This is a genomic window from Stenotrophomonas sp. SMYL8 (assembly GCF_036320065.1).
GTDB lineage: Bacteria > Pseudomonadota > Gammaproteobacteria > Xanthomonadales > Xanthomonadaceae > Stenotrophomonas > Stenotrophomonas maltophilia_A.
The window spans coordinates 1-24,111 of record NZ_JAWIRR010000047.1 but is presented as its reverse complement, the minus strand read 5'-3'; the positions used below and the strand labels follow the sequence as shown (position 1 = coordinate 24,111).

Below are 24,111 nucleotides of genomic sequence, written 5' to 3'. Positions count from 1 at the left end.
AGGGCTTGCAGCCCTGCACCCGCAGAATCCAGAGCAACAGCAAGAGCCTGCATTCCGTGGGTTGGCGGGGTGGGTCCGGTAGGTGTCGACCGTGGTCGACACGAATGCCTGAAGAACCGGCTTTTGCTTTTGTTTTTTTCTTTTGATCTTCCCGCGGTGCGCAGGAAATTGTCCGTGGCCGGGAGGGTGGGGTGGGGGGGGGGGTGGGGCCCCCGGTGGGGGGGCGCGAGGTTTGAAGGGCGGGCTTTCCCCCGCCCCCCCCCCCCCCCCCCCCCCCCCCCCCCCCCCCCCCCCCCCCCCCCACCCCCAGAGAACCAGCAAACAACCACCGCGGAGGGGGCGGCGCCCGATGGCCGGTCTTTCACCCGAACCATGGCATGCTCGGCGCCAAGCCCACCCGGAACCTCCGCCATGCGCCTGTTCACCCGTGTCCTGCCCCTGATGCTGTTGGCCTCCCTGCTCTCCGGCTGCGGCTACAACGCCATCCAGCAGAAGGATGAAGCGGTCAAGGCCAGCTGGTCGGAGGTCATCAACCAGTACAAGCGCCGCGCCGACCTGGTGCCCAACCTGGTGCAGACCGTGAAGGGCTTCGCCAGCCAGGAAGAGCGCGTGCTGACTGAAGTGACCAACGCCCGTTCGCGTGTCGGCCAGATCAACGTCAATGCCGACGACGAAGCCTCGCTCAAGCAGTTCCAGCAGGCCCAGGGCGAACTTGGCAGCGCGCTGTCGCGTCTGCTGGTGGTCACCGAGAACTACCCGGAACTGAAGTCGAACCAGAACTTCCGCGACCTGCAGGCGCAGCTGGAAGGTACCGAGAACCGGGTCACCGTCGCCCGTGGCCGTTACATCCAGCAGGTGCAGGACTACAACACCTACATCCGCTCGTTCCCGCAGGTGATCACCGCCAAGATCTTCGGCTACAAGACCAAGCCGAACTTCACCGTGGACAACGAAGCGCAGATCTCCAACGCGCCGGCGGTCGATTTCGGCAACGCGCCGCAGCAGCAGCCGGCACCGCAGCCGGGGACCTGATCGATGCGCCTGGCCTCTGCGCTGTTGGCCCTGCTGCTGTGGCTGCCGCTGGCCTCGCATGCGCAGCAGCTGGCGCCGGTTCCTGCGCTGGATTCGCCGGTGGTCGATACCACCGGCACGCTGGATGCCGCGCAGAAGCAGGCGCTGGTGCAGCAGGCGATCGAACTGCAGCAGCGCAAGGGCAGCCAGCTGCAGGTGCTGGTGGTGCCGACCACCCAGCCGGAGGACATCGCGCAGTACACCACGCGGGTCTTCGATCAGTGGCAGATCGGCCGCAAGGGCGTGGATGACGGGGTGCTGCTGGTGGTGGCCAAGGACGACCGGCGCGTGCGCATCGAGCCGGGCTACGGTCTGGAAGGCGCCATTCCCGATGCCATCGCCAACCGGGTCATCCAGGAATACCTGGTGCCGCGCTTCCGCAGCGGCGACTACACCGGTGGCATCACCGACGCCACGGCGGTGCTGGTCAAGCTGATCGACGGCGAAGCGCTGCCGGCACCGGTCAGCGGCCATCGCGGTCGGGAACCCGGCGGTGGCGGCGATACCTGGTTCCTGGCGTTGTTCATCGGTGTGTTCGCCGGCAGCATCCTGCGCGGCGTGTTCTCGCGCGTGCCGCGACCGTTGCGAGGCCTGCTCGGCGGTGCCGGTGCGGCGCTGGCGGCGTTCCTGTTCACGTCCACGCTGCTGGCCAGTGGCCTGGCAGGCGTCGTAGGGCTGATCGTGGCCATGCTCTCCGGTCATCCGGGCCGCTTTGCCGGCGGCGGCGGCTGGGGCGGTGGCAGCTGGGGCGGTGGCAGCTGGGGTGGCGGAGGCGGCTTCGGCGGGGGCGGTGGATTTGGTGGCGGCGGCGGCTGGGGTGGCGGTGGTGGCCGCTCCGGTGGTGGCGGTGCTTCGGGGGGCTGGTGATGATCCAACGTCTATGTCGGCACGTGTTTTCGCCGTCGGTACGGCGCGCGTTCCCGCCCGCCACATTGCAGGCGATCACCGAGGCCATCGCGGCCGGTGAGCAGCGCCACGGTGGGCAGGTGATGTTCGCGGTGGAAGCGGACCTGCCGCTGGCCGCGCTGTGGCACAAGGTCACCCCGCGCCAGGCTGCCGAGCATGCCTTTGCCCGCCTGCGCACCTGGGATACCACCCACAACAACGGTGTACTGATCTACCTGCTGCTGGCCGATCACGCGATCGAGATCGTTGCCGACCGGGGCCTGCACGGCCGGGTCAGCCCGGCACAGTGGCAGCGGGTCTGCACCCACCTGCGCGAGGGCCTGCGTGGTTCCCATCCGGTGGAAGCGCTGCAGGATGCCATCGACGAGGTCTCCAGCCTGATCGAAGGGCACTTTCCGGCCTCGACGCGGTCGAACGATGACGCGTTGCCGAACTCGCCCCAGCTGCTTGGTTGAGCCGGGGCGGCACTGGCCCGAGAATAGGCGTTCAACCGCAAGGCACCTTCCATGATCTATTTCCACGACATCGACCCCATCGCCCTCTCGCTGGGGCCGATCAAGGTGCACTGGTACGGCATCATGTACCTGCTCGGCTTCACCGCAGCCTGGCTGCTGGGCCGCAAGCGCATCGCCGATGGGCGCCTGCCGGGCGTCGATGCCAACGGCTTCTCCGACCTGCTGTTCTACGCCATGCTCGGCGTGGTGCTGGGCGGGCGCATCGGCTACATGCTGTTCTACGCGCTGGGCGATTTCCTGCATAACCCGCTGCTGCTCTTCAAGGTCTGGGATGGCGGCATGAGTTTCCACGGCGGCCTGTTGGGCGTGATTGCCGCCTGCTGGTGGTGGTCGCGCAAGCACAAGCTGCATTTCTTCGACACCATGGATTTCATGGCGCCGCTGGTGCCGCTGGGCCTGGGCTTCGGCCGTATCGGCAACTTCATCGGTGCCGAGCTGTGGGGCAAGTACACCGACGGTAGCTGGGGCGTGGTGTTCCCGTCCGGCCTGCCGGCGCCGCTGAATCAGCTTGACCACGCCACCCTGCAGGCGCAGTTCGCCACCGGTGCGTTGAACCAGTTCGCCCGCCATCCCTCGCAGCTGTATGAGGCGTTGCTGGAAGGCCTGGTGATGTTCGTGGTGCTGTGGGCGGTGTCGGCCAAGCCGCGTCATCGCTACCTGGTCGGTGGCCTGTTCGCGCTGATGTACGGCCTGTTCCGCTTCGCGGTGGAGTTTGTGCGTATGCCCGACAACGGCGTCTACGTGGCCTTCGACTGGCTGACCCGTGGCCAGATCCTCAGCCTGCCGCTGATCGCCTTCGGCCTGGTGCTGCTGGTGATGTCGCGCCGCGCGCCGGTACTGCAGCCGCAGCCGCTGGTAGCTGCCGAGGGCAAGGCATGAAGGCTTACCTGGACCTGCTCTCGCACGTGCTCGAACACGGCGCCGAGAAAAGTGATCGCACCGGCACCGGCACCCGCAGCGTGTTTGGCTGGCAGATGCGTTTCAACCTGGCCGAAGGCTTTCCGCTGGTCACCACCAAGAAACTGCACCTGCGCTCGATCATCCACGAGCTGCTGTGGTTCCTGAAGGGCGACACCAACATCGGCTACCTGAAGGACAACCAGGTGCGGATCTGGGACGAGTGGGCCGACGAGAACGGCGACCTCGGCCCGGTCTACGGCAAGCAGTGGCGCAGCTGGGCTACCGCCGACGGCCGCGAGATCGACCAGATGCAGTGGCTGGTGGACGAAATCAAGCGCAACCCCGACTCGCGCCGGCTGGTGGTCAGCGCCTGGAACGTGGGCGAGCTCTCGCAGATGGCGCTGATGCCGTGCCACAACCTGTTCCAGTTCTACGTGGTGGACGGCAAGCTCAGCTGCCAGCTGTACCAGCGCAGCGGCGACATCTTTCTCGGCGTGCCGTTCAACATTGCCAGCTACGCGTTGCTGACCCACATGGTGGCGCAGGCCACCGGCCTGGGCGTGGGCGACTTCGTGCATACGCTGGGTGACGCGCATCTGTACTCGAACCACTTCGAGCAGGCCAGCGAGCAGCTGTCGCGTGAGCCGCGCGCGCTGCCCAAGCTGTGGTTGAACCCGGAGGTGACCGATCTGTTCGGCTTCCAGTTCGACGACATCCGCATCGACGGTTACGATCCGCACCCGGCCATCAAGGCGCCGGTGGCGGTATGAGCGCGATGAAGCTGTCGATGATCGTGGCGCTGGACCGCAACCATGGCATCGGCCAGGGCAATGCCATGCCCTGGCACCTGCCGGATGATTTCAAGCACTTCAAGACGCTCACCCTGGGCAAGCCGATCCTGATGGGGCGCAAGACCGCCGAGTCGATCGGCCGCGTGCTGCCGGGGCGGACCAACCTGGTGCTGACCCGCAGCGGCCAGGTGCCGTTCGAGGGCATGCGCGCGGTGGCGTCGCTGGACGAGGCGAAGGCGATTGCCGAAGGCGAGGGCGCCAGCGAGCTATGCATCATCGGCGGCGGCGAGATCTTCCACCAGCTGCTGGACCAGGCCAGTGACCTGTACCTGACCTGGGTGGATGCCGAAGTCCCCGCCGATACCCATTTCCCCGAAGTGGACGTGCAGGACTGGCGGGAAGTGAGCAGCGAGCCGCATCCGGCCGACGAACGTCACGCGTACGCGTTCCGCTTCGTGCACTACGTGCGCCGTTGACCGCCGCCCATCTGTAGAGCCGAGCCATGCTCGGCTGCTGTTGCCGGACACATCCCGTAGCCGAGCATGGCTCGGCTCTACAGGATTGCCTACGGCATCCGGTAATGCCCGATGATGGCGTGCCGGAACAGCAGGTTCTCTTCGCGGGTGCCGCGCGCGATGTTGTGCAGCACCAGCGGCGTGCCATCGGCCAGCTGCCGGTCGGAGACGATGCCCACGTGCAGCAGGCCGTTGCCGTTGAGCTTCCAGGCAACGATGTCACCGGCCGCATAGTCGGTGGCGAGGGCGGTGATCGGTTGCTGCCAGCCCTGCCGTTCGAACCAGCGCATCAGGTTCGGTACACGACGATGATCGATGTTGCGGTCCGGCCGTGACAGGCCCCAGATCGCCGGATAGGCACTGAAGTTGCCGCGCATGTCTTCATGCACGCGTGCCTGCAGGTCCAGGCCCTGGCTGCGCAGGGCGCGCACCACCACATCGGTGCACACGCCGCGATCCAGTGGCACGTCGCCGCCGGGATAGGCCAGCACTTGATAGGCAGGGTCGTAGCGGGTGGTGACGCCGATCTGCGCGCGCGCCGCAGCCACCAGTGGCGGCGAAGGCGCCTGTGGTGGCGTCGGTGTGCGTTCAGCGCTGTCCGCAGCCGTGGGAGCAGTCGGCGAGCCGGGCTGGCAGCCGCTGGCCAGGGCCAGCGTCAGCAGCAGCACCGTCCATGGTGCCCAGCCGTGCCGCGTCATGCCTGCGGCGGGGTGCTGTTGTTGTTGGGACCGCCGGAGCCACCACCACCAGCGCCACCACGGCGACGACGACGGCGCGGGCCGCGGTTGCCCGGGTTGGCGGCCGGAGCATTGCCGCCGCCCTGTTCCTTGCCCTGCGCCGGTGCAGCCGGGCGCTCGTGCGCCGGGCGCGCTGGCGGGCGGGCGTTGGGCACGGGTGCCGGTACATCGCGGCCTGGCACCTGCACCACGCGCAGTTCATCGGTATCGAGCTGGATCGCGGTCAGCTTGCCGCCCCAGACCGCGCCGGTGTCGATGGCGTGCACGCCCTGGGTGATGGTCAGGCCCAGCGCCGACCAGTGGCCGCAGACGACCTTGAGGTCACGCTCGACCCGGCCCGGCACTTCGAACCAGGGATACAGCCCCTGTTCCTGGGTGCCCGGCGTGCCCTTGTCCTCGATGCCGATACGCCCGCGCGGGGTGCAGTAGCGCATGCGGGTGAGCACGTTGATGATCGCGCGCGAGCGGTCGTAGCCGGACAGGTTCGGTGCCCAGCTCGGCTTGTCGCCGTACATGTTGCGGAACAGCTTGCGGTAGCCGGCGCCGTGCAGCTGCACCTCGACTTCGGCCGCATGCTTCTCGGCCATCTGCGTGGTCCACTTCGGCGCCAGGCCGGCGTGCACCATCATCCAGCCCAGCTCGCGGTCCACGTGCACCAGCTTCTGCAGGCGCAGCCAGTCGAGCAGTTCGTCGCGGTCCTCGGCCTGCACGATGCGCAGCAGGTCCGGGTTGACCTTGCGCTGTTCCTCTTCGGTGCGCGCACCGACGGCCAGCAGCGAAAGGTCATGGTTGCCCAGCACCACCACGCTGTGCTCGCGCAGCGAATGCACCAGCTGCAGCGTTTCCAGTGACTGGCCACCGCGGTTGACCAGGTCGCCGCAGAACCACAGGGTGTCCTGCGCCGGGTCGAAACGGATCTTCTCCAGCAGTCGCTGGGTGACGTCATAGCAGCCCTGCAGGTCGCCGATCGCCCACACACTCATCGTTCGGCCTCCGTGTCAGTGCAGGGTACGCGGGATGGCCAGCACGAAAGGTGCGACCGGCGCGGCAAATTCGGTGCCGTCGTCGGCGACCATGTCGTAGTGGCCCTGCATGGTCCCGTGATCGGTCCCCAGCATGACACCGGACGTGTAATGGAAGTCTTCACCGGGACGCAGGCGCGGCTGCTCGCCGATCACCCCGTCACCATCGACGTGCTCGACGCGGCCGTTGGCATCGGTGATGCGCCAGTGGCGTGCGACCAGGCGCGCGGCAACACGCCCCTGGTTGTGGATGCGGATCGTGTAGGCGAACGCATAGCGCCCGTCTTCCGGCGCGGATTGATCGTCGAGGAAGCGCGGTGCGACTTCGACGGAGATGGCATAAACGTCAGCGTCTTCCATACCGGCAGTGTAATCAGGAGGCATTGGCCAAAGCGATGAATTCGGCCACGTCCAGCTGTTCGGCGCGGGCATCGGGACGCACGCCGGCGGCAACGAACTGTTCGGCGGACACCACGTTGTTCAGGGCGTTGCGCAGGGTCTTGCGGCGCTGCCCGAAGGCGGCCTTGACCACCTCGGCGAAACGCTTGTGGTCGTGGATGTTGATCGTGGCCGGGTCACGCGGCACCAGCCGCACCACGGCCGAATCGACCTTCGGCGGCGGCCGGAACGCGCCCGGCGGCACCACGAACAGCGAGGTCACCTGGCAGTAGGCCTGCAGCATCACGCTGAGCCGGCCGTACACCTTGCTGCCGGGGCCGGCGGCCATGCGGTCGACCACTTCCTTCTGCAGCATGAAGTGCATGTCGCGGATCACCGCCGCATGTTCCAGTGCATGGAACAGGATCGGCGAGGAGATGTTGTAGGGCAGGTTGCCGACCAGGCGGATCGACTGGCCGGCAGCCAGCTCGGTGAAGTCCACGCGCAGCACGTCGCGGTGGACGATGGTCAGCTCGCCCAGCGGCTCGGCGGCGGCGGTCAGTGGCGCGATCAGGTCGCGGTCGAACTCGATCACCGTCAGTTTCGGATGCACGCGCAGCAGCGGCAGGGTGATCGCGCCCTGGCCCGGGCCGATCTCGACCAGGCGGTCACCGTCTTTCGGGTTGACCGCCATCACGATCTTGTCGATGTAGTGGCGGTCGGCCAGGAAATGCTGGCCAAGCTGCTTCTTGGCCGGGGCGGTGAACACCGGGCCGGAGGGGGAATGCGGGGAATTCATGCGCTCAGTGTACGTTGCCGCGCAAGCTGCGCACACAACGTCGTTGCCGCCTGCAGGCTGGAAGGATCGGCAATGCCGCGGCCGGCAAGGTCCAGCGCGGTGCCATGGTCCACCGCCACGCGCGGGTAGAGCAGGCCCAGGGTCAGGTTCACCGCCTGCTCGAAGCCCGAATACTTCAGCACCGGCAGGCCCTGGTCGTGGTACATCGCCAGCACGCTGTCGAAGCCTGCCAGCTTGGCCGGCAGGAAGGCGGTATCGGCCGGCAGCGGCCCGATCAGGTCCATGCCCTCCGCGCGCAGGCGCTGCAGCAGCGGGATGACCAGGTCCAGTTCCTCGCGGCCCAGATGACCGTCTTCACCGGCATGCGGGTTCAGGCCGAGCACGGCGATGCGTGGCGCGGGCAGGCCGAATTCGCGGCGCAGCGCAGCGTGCACGGTGCGCAGGGTGTGTTCCAGGCCGGGCGCGGTGATCGCGTCGGCCACCTCGCGCAGTGGCAGGTGGGTGGTGGCCAGGGCCACGCGCACGATGTGGTTGGCCAGCATCATCACCACCTTCACCCCGGCCTGGTCGGCCAGCAGTTCGGTGGTGCCGCTGTAGGCGATGCCGCCTTCGTTGATGACCGCCTTGTGCACCGGGCCGGTGACTACGCCGTGCAGTTCGCCGGACAGGCACGCCTGGCCGGCACCGAGCAGGGCGCCGATGACGGCGCCGGCGTTGGCCGGATTGGCCTGGCCGAAGTGGCTGGGCACGGTATTGGCTACCACGCGCACACGCAGATCGCCGGGGACGCGTGCTTCGGCGTCCTCGGGCAACAGCTGCAGGGGCAGGTTCAGCGCGGCCGCGGCCGCGCGCAGGGTATCCGGGTCGGCGAAGGCCAGCAGCCGGCAATCTTCACGCGGCTGCTGGACGAGGCGGACACACAGCTCCGGGCCGATCCCGGCGGGCTCGCCCGGTACCAGAGCGAGCTCGGGGCGCATCGGTCAGGACTGCGGCGGCGTGGCGGTGTTTTCCGCGCGGTCGCCGCTGCGGAAGCTGACGTAGGCTTCGCCACGCAGTTCCTGCAGGAAGCGGTTGTACTCGTCTTCCAGCTTGCGGCGGCCGATGGTCTCGCGGACCTGGGCCCGCTGGTTGTCAGTGGTCACGTCGGTCTGGCGGGTGCCCACGCGCTGCACGATGTGCCAGCCGGCATCGGTGCGGAACGGCTGGCTGACGCCACCGTCCTGGATGCCGGACACCTGCTGGCCGAACGCCGGACCGAACGCGTCGGCCGGGAACCAGCCCAGATCGCCGCCCTGGCCCTTGCTGTTGTTGTCCTCGGAGGACTCCTTGGCCACGGTCTCGAAGTCCGCGCCACCGGCGATGCGGGCACGCAGGGTATCGATCTTGGCCTTGGCGGCAGCGTCGGTCTGGTGATCGTCCACGCGCACCAGGATGTGGCGGCCGTGGTACTCGGTGACCGTGTGCTCGCCACCGCTGGCGGCGCTGGCATCACGCACTTCCACCAGCTTCAGCAGCTGGAAGCCGCTGGGGCCGCGGATCGGGCCGACCACTTCGCCGGGCTTCATCTTTTCCATCATCTGCGCGAAGGCCTGCGGGATTTCGTCCAGGCTGCGCCAGCCCAGGTCGCCGCCTTCCAGCGCGTTGGGGCTGTCCGAATAACGCACGGCGGCGGCGTTGAAGTCCAGCTCACCCTTGTCCAGCAGGGCCTTCACGCCTTCGGCCTTCTTCTGGCCGGTGGCGATCTGGTCGGCGTTGGAGCCGTCGGGCAGGGCGATCAGGATGTGCGCCAGGTGGTACTGGTTGCCAACCGTGGCCTGCTGCTTCAGGGCGGCGTCGACTTCGCCCTCGCTGACGCTGATGCGGCTCTGCGCGAAGCTCTGGCGCAGGCGCTGCACGGTGATTTCATCGCGCACCGAAGCGCGGAAATCGTTGAAGTCGATGCCGTCGTGGGCCAGGCGCTGGCGCAGTGCATCCAGGTTCGAGCCGTTCTGCTGGGCGATGGCATTCATCGCCTGGTTCAGCTCCTGGTCGCTGACGCGGATGCCGCTGCCCTGGGCGCGGGCCACCTGCAGCTTGACCAGCACCAGGCGCTCGAGCACCTGGCGGCTGAGTACGTCTTCCGGCGGCAGCTGGTTTTCACGGCCGGCGTACTGCGCCTTGATGTTGGCGATCGCACGCTGGAGCTCGCTCTGCAGGATCACGTCCTCGTCGACGACGGCGGCGATGCGGTCCAACGGCTGCGCCTCCTGCGCGAGCACCTGCAGGGGGGCGGACACGCTGGACACCGCCAGCAGGGAGGCGAGAAGAACGGGGAAGCGCTTGGTCATGGGATCTGATTCGGATCGTAGTCATCCCGGGTCGCCCCGGTGTTGCTGGGCGGCACGAGATAGAGGTCGTCGCGGTTGTAGCCGAGGATAGCACGGCGCAGCGTACGGTCCGTGTCCTGGCCGATGGAGCTGAGGCCCTTGAGGACGAACTCCAGCTGGATGGAATTGTTCATGTCGCCTTCGCGGTTGCGCACGTAGCGGCGGGCCACTGCACGCACGGCCAGGCAGCAGCTGTCCCACTGCACGCCGGCGATGATCTCCAGCGGTTCCTTGTCCTGCAGCGAGTAGTAATACCGGCCCACCAGGCTCCAGCGCGCATTCAGCGGGTACAGGAACGACAGGTCGGCCTGCTCCAGCAGGGTCCGGTCATGCTTGTTGGCGGTTGCCGGGGCGCCGGCATTGATGCGGTAGCGGTAGCTGAGGTTGATCACGCCATCGTTGGGCATCAGATAACGGGCGCGGACGCTGGCCAGATCCTCGCGCTTGTACTTCGGGTCCCACTGGTAGGTGGCGCCCAGGGTCCAGCGGTCGTTGATCATGTAGTTGCCGTCGGCGATCCACGCCGACTTGCCCTTCTCCACCGGCGCGCCGCCCGGCGTGGTGCTCACCCGCGATTCGTCGAAGTACTGGATCTGGCCGATCGCGGCCGAGAAGCGTTCCTTGCCGGTGGTCTGGTCGATGAAGCGGGTGCCCAGTGCCAGGGTCAGCTGGTTGGCATCGTTCTGGCGGTCGGCGCCGGTATAGCGCGAGTCGCGGAACAGCTGGCCCCAGCTGAAGGTGAAGTCACGGGTGTCGAAGATCGGCAGCTCGTCCTGGTTGCGGTAGGGGGTGCGCAGGTAGAACAGGCGCGGCTCCAGGGTCTGCAGGAATGACTTGCCTCCGATCGACGTCTCGCGATCGAAGAACAGGCCGGCATCAAGGCTGCCGATCGGCAGGCTGCGGCTGGGCGAGGTATTGCCGCGCAGCTGTTCCGGAGTGGCCGTGGCCGGGTCGATGCCCTGCGAGCGCAGGATCTGGGCCTGGATGCCCCTTACCCCATCCACTAGACCACGGTCCAGTTGATAGGCGGTGTAGCGGTAGGCCAGGGTAGGGGTCACATACCAAGCTGCGCCACTGATCGGGAACGACACATACGGCTTCACGTCCAGTCGCGAACCGCCGCTGACACCGACGCCGTCGGTCCACTGCACTCCATTACGGGTGTACTGCAGATCCTCGCCGGCGCCGACGGCATTCTTGAAGTTGATGTCGTCATGCGTGAAGCGCACCGCTTCGGTGTAGATGCCGGTTTCCAGCCACGGCAGCACCGGCTTGTTCCAGTTGAAGAACAGGCGTGGCTCGCGGTTGTAGGGCAGGGCGCGCTCGTCGAGGGTGTAGTCGGTCAGCTGCCAGCGGTCGGCCATGATGCCGGCCGTCCAGTTCTGGCCTGTGCCGTACAGGCCGATGGTGCTCTGCAGGTTGGAGGCGGTCACCCCCACCAGGCGGTTGGCGAAGTCCTCGACATAGCGCTCGTCGCTCACCCAGGCCAGGTTGGCGCGGGCCTGCCAGTGGCTGTTCACGTTGTGGTAGCCGTCGAACATCACCCGGCCGCGGTCGCGGTCGCGCAGCTTGTCGTTGGGCATGTAGCTGGTCAGCACCTCGCCACGGCCGCCGTTGTAGAGGTAGCGGAACTCATTGTCGAGCAGCAGGCCGCGCCGGCTCATGTAGCGCGGGGTCAGGGTGTCGTCGTAGTTCGGCGCCAGATTGAAGTAGATCGGCTGCGCGTAGTCGACACCGTTGCGGCCGGACATGCCCAGCTGCGGGAACAGCAGGCCGGTCTTGCGACGGTCATCGATCGGGAACTTGAAGTAGGGCGCCCACAGCACCGGCACCTTGCCGATGCGCAGCACGGCGTTGCGGGCCGTGCCGAAGCCTTCGTCGTTGTCCACTTCGATCTGCGGCGCCGACAGTTTCCACACCGGCTGCGACGGGTCGCAGGTGGTGTAGGTGGAGCGGTGCATCTGGCCGACCGCGCCCTGCAGGTCGACCGACTCGGCATCACCGTTGCCCCGGCGTGACACCAGCTGGTACTTGATGTCGGAGATCTTGTGGGTGTCGCTTTCCTGGTTGCCTTCGGCGCGCTTGGCGACCATCCGGATCGACCCGTCCTGGTAGCGGACATTGCCGTCGGCGATGTAGTTGCCGGTCTCGGTGTCGAAGCTGAGCTTGTCGGTACCGACGAACTGGTCACCCCGGCGCAGCGCCACGTTGCCCTCGTACTGCGGCACCGTGGTGGTGCCCAGCAGCTGGTCGCCTTCGATGTCGGTCGGCTGGTTCTCGCGGGCGGCTGCGGCAGCAGCCTTGTCCTGGGCCGGGACTGGGGTGGGGGCGTCGGTGAACGCGGGAATGACGTCGGTGGCCGGGCACAGGCCCCAGTTGAGCGGCTTATCATCGGCCATCGCCGGCAGGCTGATGGCGATGCTCAGAGGCAGGGGAAGCAGGCGGAGGGCTCGGCGCACGCGGTTCGGATTCGGGCGAAAACGGACGGTAGCTTGCCCCATCCCTTGCATAGGGGCAATGAAGGGTGCCGGAGCCTGCCGGTTCGGGTTCATCCGGCGGAGGCACCCGCAGAGGGTGTGATCAGGGCCTGGACATGGGCCACGCTGCACTCGGCCAGGGCCTGCAGGTCGTAGCCTCCCTCCAGCATCGAGACAACCCGGCCGGCGGCGTGACGGCGTGCCAGCGCATGCAGTTCACGGGTGATCCAGGCGAAATCGTCGGTCTCCAGCATCAGATCGGCCTGCGGGTCGCGCAGGTGGGCGTCGAAGCCGGCGGAGATCAGCAGCAGCTGCGGACGGAAGTCGTCGATGGCTGGCAGCATCTCGTCGGCCCAGACGTTGCGGAAGCGGAAGCCGCCGCTGCCCGGTGGCAACAGGATGTTCATCAGGTTGCCGGCACCGCGGTCGCGGCGCAGGCCGGAATTGGGGAACAGCCCGGCCTGGTGGGTGCTGTAGTAGGAGACCCGGGCATCGTGCTGGAAGATGTCCTGGGTGCCATTGCCGTGGTGGACGTCGAAGTCGACCACCGCGATCCGCTCCAGGCCATGGCGGTCGCGGGCATAGGCGGCAGCGATGGCGATGTTGTTCAGCAGGCAGAAGCCCATCGCCGTGCTGCTGGTGGCGTGGTGGCCCGGCGGGCGTACCGCGCAGAAGGCCAGCGGGTCCTCGCCCAGCATCACCGCATCGACCGCGGCCACACCGGCACCGGCGGCGTGCACGGCGGCGCTGGCCGAACCTGGCGAGGTCCAGGTGTCCATGTCCAGCTGGCGCAGCGGCGCGGTCTGCGGCTGCAGCACGAAGTCGAGCAGGGCGCTGTCGTGGACCCGGGTCAGTTCGCCGAACTTGGCCGGCGGCGCTTCGCGCCAGTCCAGCTGATCAGGGAAGGCGGCGTGCAGTGCGTCGAGTACGTACTGCAGGCGCTGCGGGCACTCCGGATGGCCGGGGCCGGGGTCATGCAGCAGGCAGGACGGGTGGGTATAGACCAGCATCGTGCCGACTCAGCGCTGGCGCTGCTGTGGCTGCCACAGCGCTTCGCCGTGGCCATCGGCTCGGGCCAGCACCCGGGCCAGCACGAACAGCAGGTCCGACAGCCGGTTGAGATACTGCAGCGCTTCGCTGCGCACAGCCTCGTGGCGGGCCAGGGTGACCGTTTCGCGCTCGGCGCGGCGGACAATGGTGCGGGCCAGATGGCAGCGCGCGGCGGCTTCGCCACCGGCCGGCAGGATGAACTCCTTCAGCATCGGCAGGTCGGCATTGTAGTGGTCCAGCTGCTGCTCCAGCGCCGAGATATCGGCAGCGTGGATCGCGGCATGGCCGGGAATGCAAAGCTCGGCGCCCAGGTCGAACAACTGGTGCTGCAGATGCACCACCAGCGCGCGCACATCCTCGGGCAGGGGCGCGGCCAGCAGCAGGCCGAGCGCGGCATTGGCCTCGTCGACGGTGCCGTAGGACGCCACGCGGGCGTCATCCTTGGCTACGCGCTGGCCGTCGCCAAGGCCGGTACTGCCGTCGTCGCCGGTGCGGGTGTAGATGCGCGAGAGGCGATGACCCATGGCGCGGCTCAGTGGCGGATGTCGCGGCGGGCCTGCTGGAGCTTCAGCACCTGCTCCACGGCCAGCTGCAGGGCGGCGGCCAGCGCCACATAGATCGCCGTGGTGCGCAGGTAGGGCCCGAACCACTGCGCGTAGTTCTGTGCCCAGCCGGCCAGGGTCGGCTCGGCCACGTTGCGGCTGCTCCAGTAGAAACCGCCCTGTGCCAGCAGGTGGCAGACCGCCACCGAAGCGACCAGCAGCAGTGCGCCCTTGGCCAGTACCGGCCAGCGCGCGCTCTGGTAGTTGCGGCCCAGCAGCATGCCGCCGGCCCACAAAGAGAAGTAGGCCGGCAGCAGCAGCCAGTAGCCCGGCGACACGCAGTAGTGCTGCCAGAAATCCAGACCGCCGCTACGGATCACGATCCAGTCCACCAGCACCGCGAACACCATCAGCAGCGGGAACGCCCAGCGCGTCCAGCGCGCCAGGTAGAAGCCACCGATGAAGAACACGGCCCAGGAGGCATCCGGAATGGCCGCGAAGTGATTGACCCGGGTCGCCGCCAGCAGCAGTACGAGTACGGACAGGACGAAGGCGCGGTTGGCGGTATCGGACATGGTGGGGGCCCGGAGCGGATTCAGGTTTCATTCTAGCCCGCCGCGCAGGTTGGCGCAGGTGCCGCCCGTTCGGCGTACAGTCGGGGCGAGCGCGTATCATGAACACATGAGTGAACGACATGACGTGCTGATTGTCGGTGGTGGCCTGGTCGGTGCCAGCCTGGCCATTGCCCTGGACCGCCTGGGCCGCGACGTGGGCCTGCTTGAGGCCAGCCCGGCCGGCGAGCTGCCTGCGGTGTTCGACCAGCGCAATCTCAGTTTCGCCGCTGCCACCGTCAATGCGCTGACCGCGCTGGGGGTGATGCAGAAGCTGGCGATGGTACCGGGCCCGATCCGGCGCATCCATGTCAGCCGTGCCGGCGATTTCGGCCGTGTGCAGCTCGAAGCGGCCGATTACGACCGGCCGTGGTTCGGCCAGGTGGTGGTCGCGCGTGATTTCGGCCAGGCGCTGGAATCGCGCCTGCAGGAACTGCCGCGCCTGCGTCGTTACCGGCCGATGCGGTTCGTGGGGCTGGGTGAGGTGGTCGATGGTTACCGCCAGGTACGGGTGGCTGACCAGGCTGGCGAGCGCGTGCTGCTGGCACGGCTGGTGGTCGGGGCCGATGGCACCACCAGCGGCGTGCGTGGCGCGCTGGGCATCGAGGTCGACCGTCATGATTTCCAGCAGACCCTGTTCGTGGCCCGCGTGCGCAGCCAGCGTGCGCCGGATGGCACCGCCTGGGAGCGGTTCACCGATACCGGCCCAACCGCCCTGCTGCCGCGCGGTGACCGCCACTTCGGAACCGTGCACGGTGTTGCACGCGACCAGGCCGATGCGGTGATGGCGTTGGACGATGCGGCCTGGCTGCAACGCCTGCAGAGCGCGATCGGCTGGCGTGCCGGCCGCCTGCTTGAATCCGGCCCGCGCAGTGCCTACCCGCTCATCCAGGTGCTGGCGCGCGCGCTGGCCGGTGAGCGCACGGTGCTGCTCGGCAATGCCGCGCAGACCATCCATCCGCTGGGCGCACAGGGCTTCAACCTGGGCCTTCGCGATGCGCTGACCCTGGCCGAACTGCTGGAGGATGCGCATGAGGATGCCGGCAGCGATGCGCTGCTGAAGGCCTACGTCGCGCGGCGCGAGGAAGATCGCCGGCAGACGGTGGCGTTCTCCGGTGGGCTGGCACGATTGACCAGCAACCCGGCACCGCTGATGCGGCCGCTGCGCAGCCTCGGCCTGGTGGCCGCACAGCGCGCGTCGGTGCAGTCGATGCTGGTCGGTGGTGCGATGGGCTTCCGTGGTGACGTGCCGCGCCTGTGCCGCGGAGAAGCCGCATGAGCCGGCGCACGCGTCTTGATGTGGCCATCGTCGGTGGGGGCGTGGTCGGTGCCGCGTGTGCGCTGGCGCTGGCCGATGCCGGCCTGTCGGTAGCGCTGGTGGAAGGCCGTGAACCGGCACCGTGGCAGGCCGCACAGCCGGACCTGCGCGTGTTCGCCTTCGCCGCTGACAACGTGCAGCTGTTGAGCCGCCTAGGTGTGTGGCCAGCCATCGCGCAGGCCCGCGCCTGGCCTTACCGGCGCATGCAGGTGTGGGATGCCGCGGGTGGCGAGGATCTGTTGTTCGACGCCGATCGCTTCGGCCGTCGTGAGCTGGGCTACATCGTCGAGAACGGCCTGCTGCAGGATCGCCTGTGGGCGGCGCTGCCGGCGGCGGGCGTGCAGCTGCACTGCCCGGCACGGGTGGAAGCGCTGGAACAGGATGAAGACGGCGTGCGCCTGCGGCTGGATGACGGGCGCCGCCTGGAAGCGGCGCTGGCGGTGGCCGCCGACGGTGCCGAGTCAACCCTGCGCCAGCTGGCCGGGATCGAGGTTGAAAAGCATGACTACCACCAGCGTGGCGTGGTGGCCTATGTGGACAGCGATCTTCCCAACCAGGCCACCGCATGGCAGCGCTTCCTGCCGACCGGGCCGCTGGCGCTGCTGCCGGTGGCCGAGCGTCGCAGTTCGATCGTCTGGACCCTGCCCGAGGATGAAGCGGCTCGCGTGCTGGCCCTGGACGAGGACGCCTTCAACCGCGAACTGACCCGTGCCTTCGCTGCGCGCCTGGGCGAACTGCGGTTGGCGTCACCGCGTGCGGCCTTCCCGCTGCGTCGCCAGCTGGCCCGTCACTACGTGGCTGGCCGCGTGCTGGCGCTGGGTGATGCTGCGCATGTGGTGCATCCGCTGGCCGGGCAGGGCGTGAACCTGGGCCTGCGCGATGTCGCCGCCCTGCAGCAGTGGCTGGCGCCGTCGGCCGAACGCCGCGGCCAGCCGCGGCTGTCGCCGCAGCGCCTGCAGCGCTGGGCACGCGAACGGCGCAGCGACAACCACATCGCCGCCTACAGTTTCGATGCGATCAACCGCCTGTTCTCCAACGATGAAATGCACCTGACCCTGGCCCGCGGCCGCGCGCTGGGCTGCGTCGGCAAATGGCCGCCGCTGGTGCAGGCGTTCTGGAAGCGCGCCGCCGGGGTCTGACCGGAATACAGGCCGCTCTGGCAGGTGCCAACGCCGCTCTGGTAGGTGCCAACCTTGGTTGGCACAAGGCTGGAAATACCCTCGCCTCATCTGGGCCCAGGATGCCTGATGGATGTGCCAACCAAGGTTGGCACCTACCAGAAGCGGGCTCCGCTACCGCCGTTGATCCAGTAGATCCACGCCATGCGTGGATGAAGATCGCGCCGGTGGATCAATCAACCAGCCAACCAGCCAGGTCGGCGCGGTCCAGCTTGCCGCGACGCTTCACGTCCAACGCATTGAACTCATCGGCCAGCGCCGGATTGGCCTGCGCTTCCTCGCGGCTGATGAAGCCATCACCGTTCACATCCAGCGCGGCGAAGTGGATGCGGTACTGGCCGACCACGCTGCTTGGTTCCAGCGAACGCACGGTCACCTGTGCCTCGCCGGCCGGCCGTGCAATCTCGACGCTGCCGCTGACCCGGCCGGCATCCAGCGGTTGCTGGCGGATCGCACCGCCGGTCGGGCCCAGTGGCTGGCTCTGTGCAGGGGTGTGCGGCAGCTGCTGGGCAATGGCCGGTGCGGCTGCCAGCACGGTGATCAGCATGGCGAGCGGGTGGTATCGCATGGTTCCCTTCCTCGGTAGCGCCGGGCCATGCCCGGCGGGCATGTTCCTCAGCGCAGCGGCGAGGCCAGTACCGTGATCTCCTCACGGTCGTGATAGAGCTGCTTGGCGCGTACCACCAGCGGCTTGCAGGCCTGCTCCTGGAACAGGTCCAGGCACAAGCGGGTTTCGTCCCAGCGCTTCTTCATCGGCAGTTTCAGGTTGAAGATCGCGTGCCTGCACCAGCCTTCGCGGAACCAGGTGGCCATGCGTTCGGCCACGCGCCGCGGCTGCTCGACCATGTCGCAGACCATCCAGTCCAGCGGCTGTTCCGGGTGCCAGTGGAAGCCATCGGCGCGCAGGTGCTCGACCAGGCCGGTGTCCAGCACGTGCTGGCGCAGCGGGCCGTTGTCGATGCTCAGCACGTGCATGTGCTGGCGGGTCAGCACCCAGGTCCAGCCGCCGGGTGCGGCACCCAGGTCGGCCGCGCGCATGCCGGGCTTGGCCAGCGCCTCGCGTTCTTCCGGGGTCAATAGGGTCAGCAACGCTTCGTCCAGCTTCAGCGCCGAACGCGATGGCGCTTCGGGCAGCAGCTTCAGGCGCGGAATGCCCAGTGCCCACGGTGCGCTGTCGGCCGGGTCGGCCACGCAGACGAAGGCGTGGGTGCCGTCGACGAACACCACGTGCAGGCGCGGCAGGCGGTCGTTCGGCTTGTCGGTGAGCTTGCCGGCCTTGCGCAGCGCCGGGCGCAGCGCATTGCCGAAGGCACGGGCCAGCCCGGACAGCGGCTTGCCGGCGTCCGAATCGGGATGTTCCACCCACAGGTCGCCGAAGCGCGGCGCATCGGCCAGCACCTCCAGCATCGGGGTGATGCGGTCGGCTGGGTCCAGCTGCGGCAGCTCGGCCAGCACCACCAGTTTCTGCCGCGCGAAGATCAGCTCGCGCCAGCGCAGGCGCGGTGCCAGGGCGGCGGCTTCGTCGCACATGAACAGCACGTAGCCATCATTGCGCTGGGTGCGCGCGTAGCCGGCGAAACCGGCTTCACCGGCGCGGAACTGCAGTTCGCCGGCCAGCTCGGGCTCGAAGCCCTGCCGGCACAGGCACAGCAGGCCGATGCCGGCCTCAGTAACGGGCGCCATCGCTTTCCCCATAGGCACGCAGCACGCTGCGCGCGGCGTCGCGGTTCAGGCCCTGCACCACTTCGATGCCGCGCTTGTTGAGTTCACCCACCCAGTCGGCCGGCAGCGGGCCTTCATCGAACGGGGTCAGCTCTTCGACGTCGGCCGAGTTGGCACCGATCAGCAGGCGGTCGATGCCGGCCCACACGGTGGCGCCGTAGCACTGGCAGCACGGCTGCGAACTGGTGGCCAGGGTGACCGGCGACAGCACTGCGTTCAGGCGCGGGGTCTGCAGGCGCTGCTGGGCCAGCATGTAGGCCATGTTCTCGGCGTGCGCCAGCGAGGTCGCGTGCGGCATCACCCGGTTCACACCGGCGGCGATGACCTTGTCATCCGGGCCGAACACCACCGCACCGAACGGGCCGCCACTGGCGTGCTCGACGTTCAGCCGCGACAGCTCGATCGCCAGCGCGACCTTGGCCTCATCGCCCGGATATCGACGATCCAGGTCGATCTGGTCGTGAATCCAGGCGGGAAGGGTCAGGTGGACTTGCGCGTACAGCATCGCGGGGGTGCCTCGTAATGGGATGGAAGAAGGTGCGGTTGCTTGGGAAACCGGCGCGCAGTGTAGCCGCACCGGCCTGTATCGGGTGTGGCGGTGGGTCAGCCCGGCGAGCCGGTGCGGATCACCACGTACTGCTTGCGGAACTCCAGCCCGGCCTGCGGCCAGCTGGCGGCGTAGGCGCGCAGCAGGGGCAGGGCGGCACCGAAGTCGTGGCCGTTGACCCGGCAATCGGCCTCGCACAGGCCGTCGGCATCGCGCGAGGCGAACAGGCGGATGGCGAGGAATTGGCGGGCTTTCAGCAGCTCATCGAAGGCCTCCATGCTGCGGGTGAACAGGCAGCAGGGGCAGGAACCGTGGTCGTCCTCGCTGCAGGTGGAGGCATCCACCTCCTGTGCGCGGTAGTGCGCCAACGGCCCCAGCACCACGGTGCGCTCGTGTTCCTCGCCATTGTCACCGGCCGGATAGGTCAGGCCCATCATCGGCAGGCCCTGTGCGTCTTGGGCGCCGATCGCGGTCTGCAGCGTCGCCAGGTCCACCCGCACCCAGGTCTGGAAGCCGGACAACAGCGATGCCTGCTCATCGGCACCGTTGGCGTGCTGGTACTCGAACAGGCCATCTGCGAACAGCAGTGGATGCTGGCTCTCGATGACGGTAGAGGTCTGCCAGCCGCCGTTGTCGCGCGCGTGCGCGGTCATCGCATGCGGGGTCAGGCGCAGGTCGCTGTCCAGCAGCAGGGCGTCGCCGTCGACGTGGCTGGCGATGCCGGCCTCCTGCAGGACCTGCTGCAGCAGCGGGAGGAGGTCGGTGGAGGTCGTGGTCATGTCAGGCCTGTGGATGGATGGGGTGGAACATCCAGGCAAGGCCTGGGGATCTAGCGGTCGAGCGCGTCAAGTTCGGCGCGATATCGCTGCGCGTCGGGCTGCTGCTGCGGATCGCTGCCGTGGTCGCGCAGCCAGGTTTCCAGCTCGCGGCGATAGTCCGCGCGGAAATCGGCATTGCCGGGGCTGAAATGCAGCTTGCGTGCCGCCACTTCCACCCGCTCGCGCGCGCTGGCACGGGCCTGAGCGATGCCGTGCGGGGATTCATTGGTGAGGATGACGAAGTTGCGCGGGAAACCAGGTGTGTACTTCACCACGAACGGCTGATCGGGCGCCGGGATGCGGATCGCGTTCTCCAGCGGCCACAGCGAGGCGGTGTTGGTGTGGAACACCACCTCCACGTCGCGGCCCTCGGCGGTGCGCAGCACCCCTTCGTAGCGCCAGATGTACTGCTCGTTCATCGTCGAGCTGGTGCGCTCGGACTTCACGATCACTGCTTCACCAGGCTCGCCCACCACGTTGAGGAAGGCGGCGTTGAGGAAGTGACCGAGGAAGATATTGAGCATCGCCAGCGGGAACACCACGATGGCGTAGCCCGGAAAGCGCCGCCACCACGAGACCAGCCCGGCCAGCACCATCGCCGAAAAGAACGTCAGCAGCGGATGCTGCGAGATGAACCAGAGCAGGACGGAGAGGGCGGTGATCATCGTCGGATTCGTGCGGGCGCCTTTCCGGCGCCCGCGCAGGTCCTCAGGCCGACCAGGTGTCGCGCAGGGTCACGCTGCGGTTGAACACCGGCTTGGCTTCGGTGTGGTCGCGGCGGTCGGCGACGAAGTAGCCGGTGCGCTCGAACTGGAACGACTGCTCCGGCGCAGCGCTGGCCGCGCCCGGCTCGACATAGCCGGTGACGGTGCGGCGCGATTCCGGATTGAGGTAATCGCGGTAGGTCTTGCCTTCCGATTCATCATCCGGGTTCGGCACCGAGAACAGGCGGTCGTACAGGCGGATCTCGGCCGGCACGCCATGCACGGCGCTGACCCAGTGGATGGTGCCCTTGACCTTGCGGTTGGCGCCTTCCATGCCCGGACGCGATTCCGGATCCAGCCAGCCACGCAGCTCGGTGATGGTGCCGTCGGCATCCTTGATCACTTCATCGCAGCGGATGATGCCGGCACCGCGCAGGCGCACTTCGCCACCCGGGACCAAGCGCTTCCAGCCCTTCGGCGGCACTTCGGCGAAGTCCTCGCGGTCGATCCACACTTCGCGTGCGAACGGCACTTCGCGGCTGCCGAAGCTCTCGTCCTTCGGGTGGTTGCTGAAGGTCAGCTGTTCTTCGTGGCCTTCCGGGAGGTTAGTCAGCACCAGCTTGACCGGGTCGACCACGGCCATGCGGCGCGGCGCGGCGCTGTCCAGGTCTTCGCGCAGCGCGCCTTCCAGCACGCTGAAGTCGATCAGCGAATTCTGCTTGCTGATGCCCACGCGCTCGGCGAACAGGCGCATCGCGGCCGGGGTGTAGCCACGGCGACGCAGGCCCTGCAGGGTCGGCATGCGCGGGTCTTCCCAGCCGTCCACCAGCTGCTCGGTAACCAGCGCCATCAGCTTGCGCTTGCTCATCACCGTGTAATTGATGTTCAGGCGCGAGAACTCGATCTGGCGCGGCTTGGCGGCTTCGCGCGGCAGGCCGGCGTCGACCAGCGGCTGGGTCAGCGTGTCGTCATGGGCGAAATCGACGTTGTCCACGCACCAGTCGTACAGCGGGCGGTGGTCTTCGAATTCCAGCGTGCACAGCGAGTGGGTGATGCCCTCGATCGAGTCGCCCAGCGCGTGCGCGAAGTCGTACATCGGGTAGATCGGCCATGCGTTGCCGGTGTTCTGGTGCTCGACGTGCTTGATGCGGTACAGCGCCGGATCGCGCAGGTTGATGTTGCCGCTGGCCATGTCGATCTTCGCGCGCAGGGTGCGCGCGCCATCCGGGAATTCACCGGCGCGCATGCGGCGGAACAGGTCGAGGTTTTCCTCGACGCTGCGGTCGCGCCACGGCGACGGGCGGCCCGGCTCGGTCAGGGTGCCGCGGTAGGCGCGCACTTCCTCCGCCGACAGGTCGCAGACATAGGCCTTGCCCTGTTCGATCAGCTTTTCGGCGGCCAGGTAATAGGTCTGGAAGTAGTCAGAAGCATGGCGCAGTTCGTTCCAGCTGAAGCCCAGCCAGCGCACGTCGTCCTGGATCGCGGCCACGTATTCCGGGTCTTCCTTGGCCGGGTTGGTGTCGTCGAAGCGCAGGTTGCAGACGCCGCTGAACTCGCCGGCGATGCCGAAGTTCAGGCAGATCGACTTGGCATGGCCGATGTGCAGGTAGCCGTTCGGTTCCGGCGGGAAACGGGTCTTGATCGCCTGGTGCTTTCCGCTGGCAAGGTCCTCGCGCACGATCTGGCGGATGAAATCGCGCTTTTCGTGGCTGTCGGCGGGGGTCTCGGGGCTGGCGGGGGTGTGCTCGGACATGAGTCGGCGAAAAGAAAGGCAGAAAGACCAACAGTCTAGCGCGTACCGGGCAGGGCTGCCCGGTGGGGCGTGGGGATGCCGGCCAGCGGCCGGCACTACCAGGCCCTCTTCCCGGAAGCGCCGGCCGCTGGCCGGCGGAATGTGGATCGCCGTGCAATTGGGTAGTGCCGGCCGCTGGCCGGCAGAACGGTCATGCGCCGTCACCACCACCATTCAGCCCCCGGGCGTATGCTGGAACCCTGTCCCACGGAGCTGCCGCATGCACATCGTGTACAAGGCCGACAACCTGTTCGACGCCCACCTGGTCAAGCACGCGCTGGAGGATGCCGGCATCCCGGCCTTCGTGTTCGGCGAGTCGTTGTTGGGCGGCATGGGCGAGCTGCCACTGTTCGGCGTGCTGCGGGTGGGCATCCCTGATGCGGCACGGCCGCAGGCCGAGGACATCGTGGCGGCGCTGGACTTGGGCCACGCGCCGGACGCCCCCATTTCCGATGCAGACGACATAGCCGGCCTTCCGGCGTAGGAGCGCATCATGTTGGGAATTGGCCAGGGCATCCTCGGCATCGGCGCCTTCAAGCAGCGCCTGCCGCGTCCGGAAGAAGCACTGCCGGGGCGTGACCAACCGCTGCCGCTGCACAGCAACCAGCACTTCGTGAACAGCCATCCGCTGAAGGACCGTTTCGCCGGCCTGCAGCAGATCCGCTTCGCGCTGGGCTGCTTCTGGGGCGCCGAGCGCAAGTTCTGGACCGAACCGGGCGTGTACAGCACATCGGTGGGCTATGCCGGCGGCATCACCCCGAACCCGACCTATGAAGAGGTGTGCTCGGGCCTGACCGGCCACACCGAAGTGGTGCAGGTGGTGTTCGACCCGGCGGTGGTGAGCCTGGAGCGGCTGCTGCAGCTGTTCTGGGAAAGCCACGACCCGACCCAGGGCATGCGCCAGGGCAACGACACCGGCACCCAGTACCGTTCGGCGATCCACGCCACCGACGAGGCGCAGTACGCTGCCGCGCTGGCCAGCCGCGAGGCCTACCAGGCGCAGTTGGCCGCAGCCGGCTACGGGGTGATCACCACCGAGATCGAGTACCCGGCACCGGCGTACTACTACGCCGAGGACTATCACCAGCAGTACCTGGCGAAGAATCCGAACGGCTACTGCGGCATCGGCGGCACCGGGGTGAGCTGCCCGATCGGATTGGATGTGGAGGCGCCGCGCTGACGCGCGGTGGTCCGCCTGCGGCGGGCAGAATCTACGGCAGAAGCCAAAGCCAAAGCGGCTCTGCGTTTCTGCGGGTTGGGCGGGGCGGTGTGGGTTGGCAGGACACGCCGTAAACCCGTCCTTGGGGGCTCGATGGCGCCATCCATGGCGCCAACGGTCCTGCCAACCCACA

At 67.9% G+C, this 24,111-nt stretch carries 25 protein-coding genes and 1 pseudogene; 10 read left to right on the top strand and 16 right to left on the bottom strand.

All coding sequences use genetic code 11. The features are described from left to right. The first annotated feature begins 411 nt into the window (after nt 1–411). From V3B25_RS21620 to V3B25_RS21595, 6 genes are read left to right on the top strand one after another with little or no spacing between them, the layout of a single operon-like run. Nucleotides 412–1,032: a LemA family protein gene (locus V3B25_RS21620; RefSeq protein WP_032130538.1), complete on the top strand. Its 621-nt coding sequence runs from the start codon at nt 412–414 to the stop codon at nt 1,030–1,032. 3 nt (nt 1,033–1,035) lie between these two features. Next, complete coding sequence (locus tag V3B25_RS21615) at nt 1,036–1,938, top strand: TPM domain-containing protein (RefSeq protein WP_329811474.1); 903 nt, start codon at nt 1,036–1,038, stop codon at nt 1,936–1,938. Further along, the gene (locus V3B25_RS21610; RefSeq protein WP_111202427.1) at nt 1,938–2,432 is read left to right on the top strand and encodes a TPM domain-containing protein; all 495 of its coding nucleotides are present in this window, start codon (nt 1,938–1,940) and stop codon (nt 2,430–2,432) included. The genes V3B25_RS21615 and V3B25_RS21610 overlap by 1 nt, the downstream gene beginning before the upstream one ends. Nucleotides 2,433–2,483: 51 nt before the next feature. After that, nucleotides 2,484–3,371 (top strand): prolipoprotein diacylglyceryl transferase, encoded by an 888-nt coding sequence (gene lgt, locus V3B25_RS21605; RefSeq protein WP_032129899.1) that lies wholly within the window; start codon nt 2,484–2,486, stop codon nt 3,369–3,371. After that, complete coding sequence (locus tag V3B25_RS21600; RefSeq protein ID WP_201118226.1) at nt 3,368–4,162, top strand: thymidylate synthase; 795 nt, start codon at nt 3,368–3,370, stop codon at nt 4,160–4,162. Before lgt ends, V3B25_RS21600 begins: the two co-directional genes overlap by 4 nt. 5 nt (nt 4,163–4,167) lie before the next feature. After that, nucleotides 4,168–4,659, top strand: coding sequence for a dihydrofolate reductase (locus V3B25_RS21595; protein WP_329811479.1), 492 nt, complete (start codon nt 4,168–4,170; stop codon nt 4,657–4,659). 89 nt (nt 4,660–4,748) lie between these two features. On the opposite strand, the gene V3B25_RS21590 is transcribed toward V3B25_RS21595, so the two are convergent. The 10 genes and pseudogenes from V3B25_RS21590 to V3B25_RS21545 all read right to left on the bottom strand — a co-directional run bounded on the left by V3B25_RS21590 (nt 4,749) and on the right by V3B25_RS21545 (nt 14,644). Next, nucleotides 4,749–5,396: a DUF1287 domain-containing protein gene (locus V3B25_RS21590; RefSeq protein WP_032129902.1), complete on the bottom strand. Its 648-nt coding sequence runs from the start codon at nt 5,394–5,396 to the stop codon at nt 4,749–4,751. After that, on the bottom strand, nt 5,393–6,418 hold the full coding sequence (locus V3B25_RS21585) for a symmetrical bis(5'-nucleosyl)-tetraphosphatase (protein WP_329811475.1): 1,026 nt from the start codon (nt 6,416–6,418) through the stop codon (nt 5,393–5,395). The genes V3B25_RS21590 and V3B25_RS21585 overlap by 4 nt, the downstream gene beginning before the upstream one ends. Before the next feature lie 15 nt (nt 6,419–6,433). Beyond that, nucleotides 6,434–6,817 (bottom strand): Co2+/Mg2+ efflux protein ApaG, encoded by a 384-nt coding sequence (apaG, locus tag V3B25_RS21580; protein WP_005412297.1) that lies wholly within the window; start codon nt 6,815–6,817, stop codon nt 6,434–6,436. A 13-nt stretch (nt 6,818–6,830) separates the two neighbouring features. Further along, nucleotides 6,831–7,634 (bottom strand): 16S rRNA (adenine(1518)-N(6)/adenine(1519)-N(6))-dimethyltransferase RsmA, encoded by an 804-nt coding sequence (gene rsmA / locus V3B25_RS21575; protein WP_049460910.1) that lies wholly within the window; start codon nt 7,632–7,634, stop codon nt 6,831–6,833. Further along, entirely contained in the window at nt 7,631–8,611 is a 981-nt protein-coding gene (pdxA, locus tag V3B25_RS21570) for a 4-hydroxythreonine-4-phosphate dehydrogenase PdxA (protein WP_329811476.1), read from the bottom strand. Before pdxA ends, rsmA begins: the two co-directional genes overlap by 4 nt. An 18-nt stretch (nt 8,612–8,629) precedes the next feature. Next, a pseudogene (locus V3B25_RS21565) lies at nt 8,630–9,961 on the bottom strand (peptidylprolyl isomerase); the annotation flags it as partial. After that, nucleotides 9,958–12,459 carry an LPS-assembly protein LptD gene (gene lptD / locus V3B25_RS21560; protein WP_149908808.1) on the bottom strand — a complete coding sequence of 834 codons (2,502 nt, stop codon included), beginning with the start codon at nt 12,457–12,459 and terminating at the stop codon, nt 9,958–9,960. The gene lptD and the pseudogene V3B25_RS21565, both read right to left, overlap by 4 nt. Nucleotides 12,460–12,548: 89 nt before the next feature. After that, a complete protein-coding gene (locus V3B25_RS21555; RefSeq protein ID WP_032129908.1) occupies nt 12,549–13,487 on the bottom strand; it encodes a histone deacetylase family protein in 939 nt (312 codons plus the stop codon). 9 nt (nt 13,488–13,496) lie between these two features. Next, nucleotides 13,497–14,051, bottom strand: a complete 555-nt coding sequence (locus V3B25_RS21550; RefSeq protein ID WP_110711091.1) for a cob(I)yrinic acid a,c-diamide adenosyltransferase — start codon at nt 14,049–14,051, stop codon at nt 13,497–13,499. A gap of 8 nt (nt 14,052–14,059) precedes the next feature. Beyond that, the gene (locus V3B25_RS21545; RefSeq protein WP_329811527.1) at nt 14,060–14,644 is read right to left on the bottom strand and encodes a hypothetical protein; all 585 of its coding nucleotides are present in this window, start codon (nt 14,642–14,644) and stop codon (nt 14,060–14,062) included. 106 nt (nt 14,645–14,750) lie between these two features. Between V3B25_RS21545 and ubiH the strand changes: the two genes are divergently transcribed. Both ubiH and V3B25_RS21535 read left to right on the top strand, forming a co-directional pair. Next, on the top strand, nt 14,751–15,959 hold the full coding sequence (gene ubiH / locus V3B25_RS21540) for a 2-octaprenyl-6-methoxyphenyl hydroxylase (protein WP_329811525.1): 1,209 nt from the start codon (nt 14,751–14,753) through the stop codon (nt 15,957–15,959). Then, nucleotides 15,956–17,137, top strand: coding sequence for a UbiH/UbiF family hydroxylase (locus tag V3B25_RS21535; RefSeq protein ID WP_032129911.1), 1,182 nt, complete (start codon nt 15,956–15,958; stop codon nt 17,135–17,137). Before ubiH ends, V3B25_RS21535 begins: the two co-directional genes overlap by 4 nt. A gap of 211 nt (nt 17,138–17,348) precedes the next feature. Here the strand turns inward: V3B25_RS21535 and V3B25_RS21530 are convergent, their stop codons facing one another. The 6 genes from V3B25_RS21530 to V3B25_RS21505 all read right to left on the bottom strand — a co-directional run bounded on the left by V3B25_RS21530 (nt 17,349) and on the right by V3B25_RS21505 (nt 22,720). Further along, on the bottom strand, nt 17,349–17,744 hold the full coding sequence (locus V3B25_RS21530) for a hypothetical protein (protein ID WP_049398146.1): 396 nt from the start codon (nt 17,742–17,744) through the stop codon (nt 17,349–17,351). Nucleotides 17,745–17,791: 47 nt separating this feature from the next. Beyond that, a complete protein-coding gene (gene rlmM / locus V3B25_RS21525; protein WP_329811524.1) occupies nt 17,792–18,859 on the bottom strand; it encodes a 23S rRNA (cytidine(2498)-2'-O)-methyltransferase RlmM in 1,068 nt (355 codons plus the stop codon). Continuing rightward, the gene (locus tag V3B25_RS21520) at nt 18,843–19,403 is read right to left on the bottom strand and encodes a nucleoside deaminase (protein WP_004154307.1); all 561 of its coding nucleotides are present in this window, start codon (nt 19,401–19,403) and stop codon (nt 18,843–18,845) included. The genes rlmM and V3B25_RS21520 overlap by 17 nt, the downstream gene beginning before the upstream one ends. Before the next feature lie 98 nt (nt 19,404–19,501). Further along, a complete protein-coding gene (locus V3B25_RS21515) occupies nt 19,502–20,224 on the bottom strand; it encodes a DUF6348 family protein (protein WP_329811523.1) in 723 nt (240 codons plus the stop codon). A 50-nt stretch (nt 20,225–20,274) separates the two neighbouring features. Further along, nucleotides 20,275–20,928 carry a hypothetical protein gene (locus V3B25_RS21510; protein WP_329811522.1) on the bottom strand — a complete coding sequence of 218 codons (654 nt, stop codon included), beginning with the start codon at nt 20,926–20,928 and terminating at the stop codon, nt 20,275–20,277. Between the two features lie 43 nt (nt 20,929–20,971). Further along, nucleotides 20,972–22,720, bottom strand: a complete 1,749-nt coding sequence (locus V3B25_RS21505; protein WP_329811521.1) for a glutamine--tRNA ligase/YqeY domain fusion protein — start codon at nt 22,718–22,720, stop codon at nt 20,972–20,974. A 259-nt stretch (nt 22,721–22,979) separates the two neighbouring features. On the opposite strand from V3B25_RS21505, the gene V3B25_RS21500 reads away from it, so the two are divergent. Together V3B25_RS21500 and msrA are read left to right on the top strand one after the other, a co-directional pair. Beyond that, nucleotides 22,980–23,243, top strand: coding sequence for a DUF2007 domain-containing protein (locus tag V3B25_RS21500; protein ID WP_010481810.1), 264 nt, complete (start codon nt 22,980–22,982; stop codon nt 23,241–23,243). Between the two features lie 30 nt (nt 23,244–23,273). Further along, nucleotides 23,274–23,939, top strand: coding sequence for a peptide-methionine (S)-S-oxide reductase MsrA (msrA, locus tag V3B25_RS21495; RefSeq protein WP_279943243.1), 666 nt, complete (start codon nt 23,274–23,276; stop codon nt 23,937–23,939). Nucleotides 23,940–24,111: the final 172 nt, after the last annotated feature.

Bases quoted from the DNA above. Each gene is read 5' to 3' on its own strand.
- V3B25_RS21620 (WP_032130538.1), top strand. From the start codon at position 412: ATGCGCCTGTTCACCCGTGTCCTGCCCCTGATGCTGTTGGCCTCCCTG.
- V3B25_RS21615 (WP_329811474.1), top strand. From the start codon at position 1,036: ATGCGCCTGGCCTCTGCGCTGTTGGCCCTGCTGCTGTGGCTGCCGCTG.
- V3B25_RS21610 (WP_111202427.1), top strand. From the start codon at position 1,938: ATGATCCAACGTCTATGTCGGCACGTGTTTTCGCCGTCGGTACGGCGC.
- lgt (WP_032129899.1), top strand. From the start codon at position 2,484: ATGATCTATTTCCACGACATCGACCCCATCGCCCTCTCGCTGGGGCCG.
- V3B25_RS21600 (WP_201118226.1), top strand. From the start codon at position 3,368: ATGAAGGCTTACCTGGACCTGCTCTCGCACGTGCTCGAACACGGCGCC.
- V3B25_RS21595 (WP_329811479.1), top strand. From the start codon at position 4,168: ATGAAGCTGTCGATGATCGTGGCGCTGGACCGCAACCATGGCATCGGC.
- V3B25_RS21590 (WP_032129902.1), bottom strand. From the start codon at position 5,396: ATGACGCGGCACGGCTGGGCACCATGGACGGTGCTGCTGCTGACGCTG.
- V3B25_RS21585 (WP_329811475.1), bottom strand. From the start codon at position 6,418: ATGAGTGTGTGGGCGATCGGCGACCTGCAGGGCTGCTATGACGTCACC.
- apaG (WP_005412297.1), bottom strand. From the start codon at position 6,817: ATGGAAGACGCTGACGTTTATGCCATCTCCGTCGAAGTCGCACCGCGC.
- rsmA (WP_049460910.1), bottom strand. From the start codon at position 7,634: ATGAATTCCCCGCATTCCCCCTCCGGCCCGGTGTTCACCGCCCCGGCC.
- pdxA (WP_329811476.1), bottom strand. From the start codon at position 8,611: ATGCGCCCCGAGCTCGCTCTGGTACCGGGCGAGCCCGCCGGGATCGGC.
- V3B25_RS21555 (WP_032129908.1), bottom strand. From the start codon at position 13,487: ATGCTGGTCTATACCCACCCGTCCTGCCTGCTGCATGACCCCGGCCCC.
- V3B25_RS21550 (WP_110711091.1), bottom strand. From the start codon at position 14,051: ATGGGTCATCGCCTCTCGCGCATCTACACCCGCACCGGCGACGACGGC.
- V3B25_RS21545 (WP_329811527.1), bottom strand. From the start codon at position 14,644: ATGTCCGATACCGCCAACCGCGCCTTCGTCCTGTCCGTACTCGTACTG.
- ubiH (WP_329811525.1), top strand. From the start codon at position 14,751: ATGAGTGAACGACATGACGTGCTGATTGTCGGTGGTGGCCTGGTCGGT.
- V3B25_RS21535 (WP_032129911.1), top strand. From the start codon at position 15,956: ATGAGCCGGCGCACGCGTCTTGATGTGGCCATCGTCGGTGGGGGCGTG.
- V3B25_RS21530 (WP_049398146.1), bottom strand. From the start codon at position 17,744: ATGCGATACCACCCGCTCGCCATGCTGATCACCGTGCTGGCAGCCGCA.
- rlmM (WP_329811524.1), bottom strand. From the start codon at position 18,859: ATGGCGCCCGTTACTGAGGCCGGCATCGGCCTGCTGTGCCTGTGCCGG.
- V3B25_RS21520 (WP_004154307.1), bottom strand. From the start codon at position 19,403: ATGCTGTACGCGCAAGTCCACCTGACCCTTCCCGCCTGGATTCACGAC.
- V3B25_RS21515 (WP_329811523.1), bottom strand. From the start codon at position 20,224: ATGACCACGACCTCCACCGACCTCCTCCCGCTGCTGCAGCAGGTCCTG.
- V3B25_RS21510 (WP_329811522.1), bottom strand. From the start codon at position 20,928: ATGATCACCGCCCTCTCCGTCCTGCTCTGGTTCATCTCGCAGCATCCG.
- V3B25_RS21505 (WP_329811521.1), bottom strand. From the start codon at position 22,720: ATGTCCGAGCACACCCCCGCCAGCCCCGAGACCCCCGCCGACAGCCAC.
- V3B25_RS21500 (WP_010481810.1), top strand. From the start codon at position 22,980: ATGCACATCGTGTACAAGGCCGACAACCTGTTCGACGCCCACCTGGTC.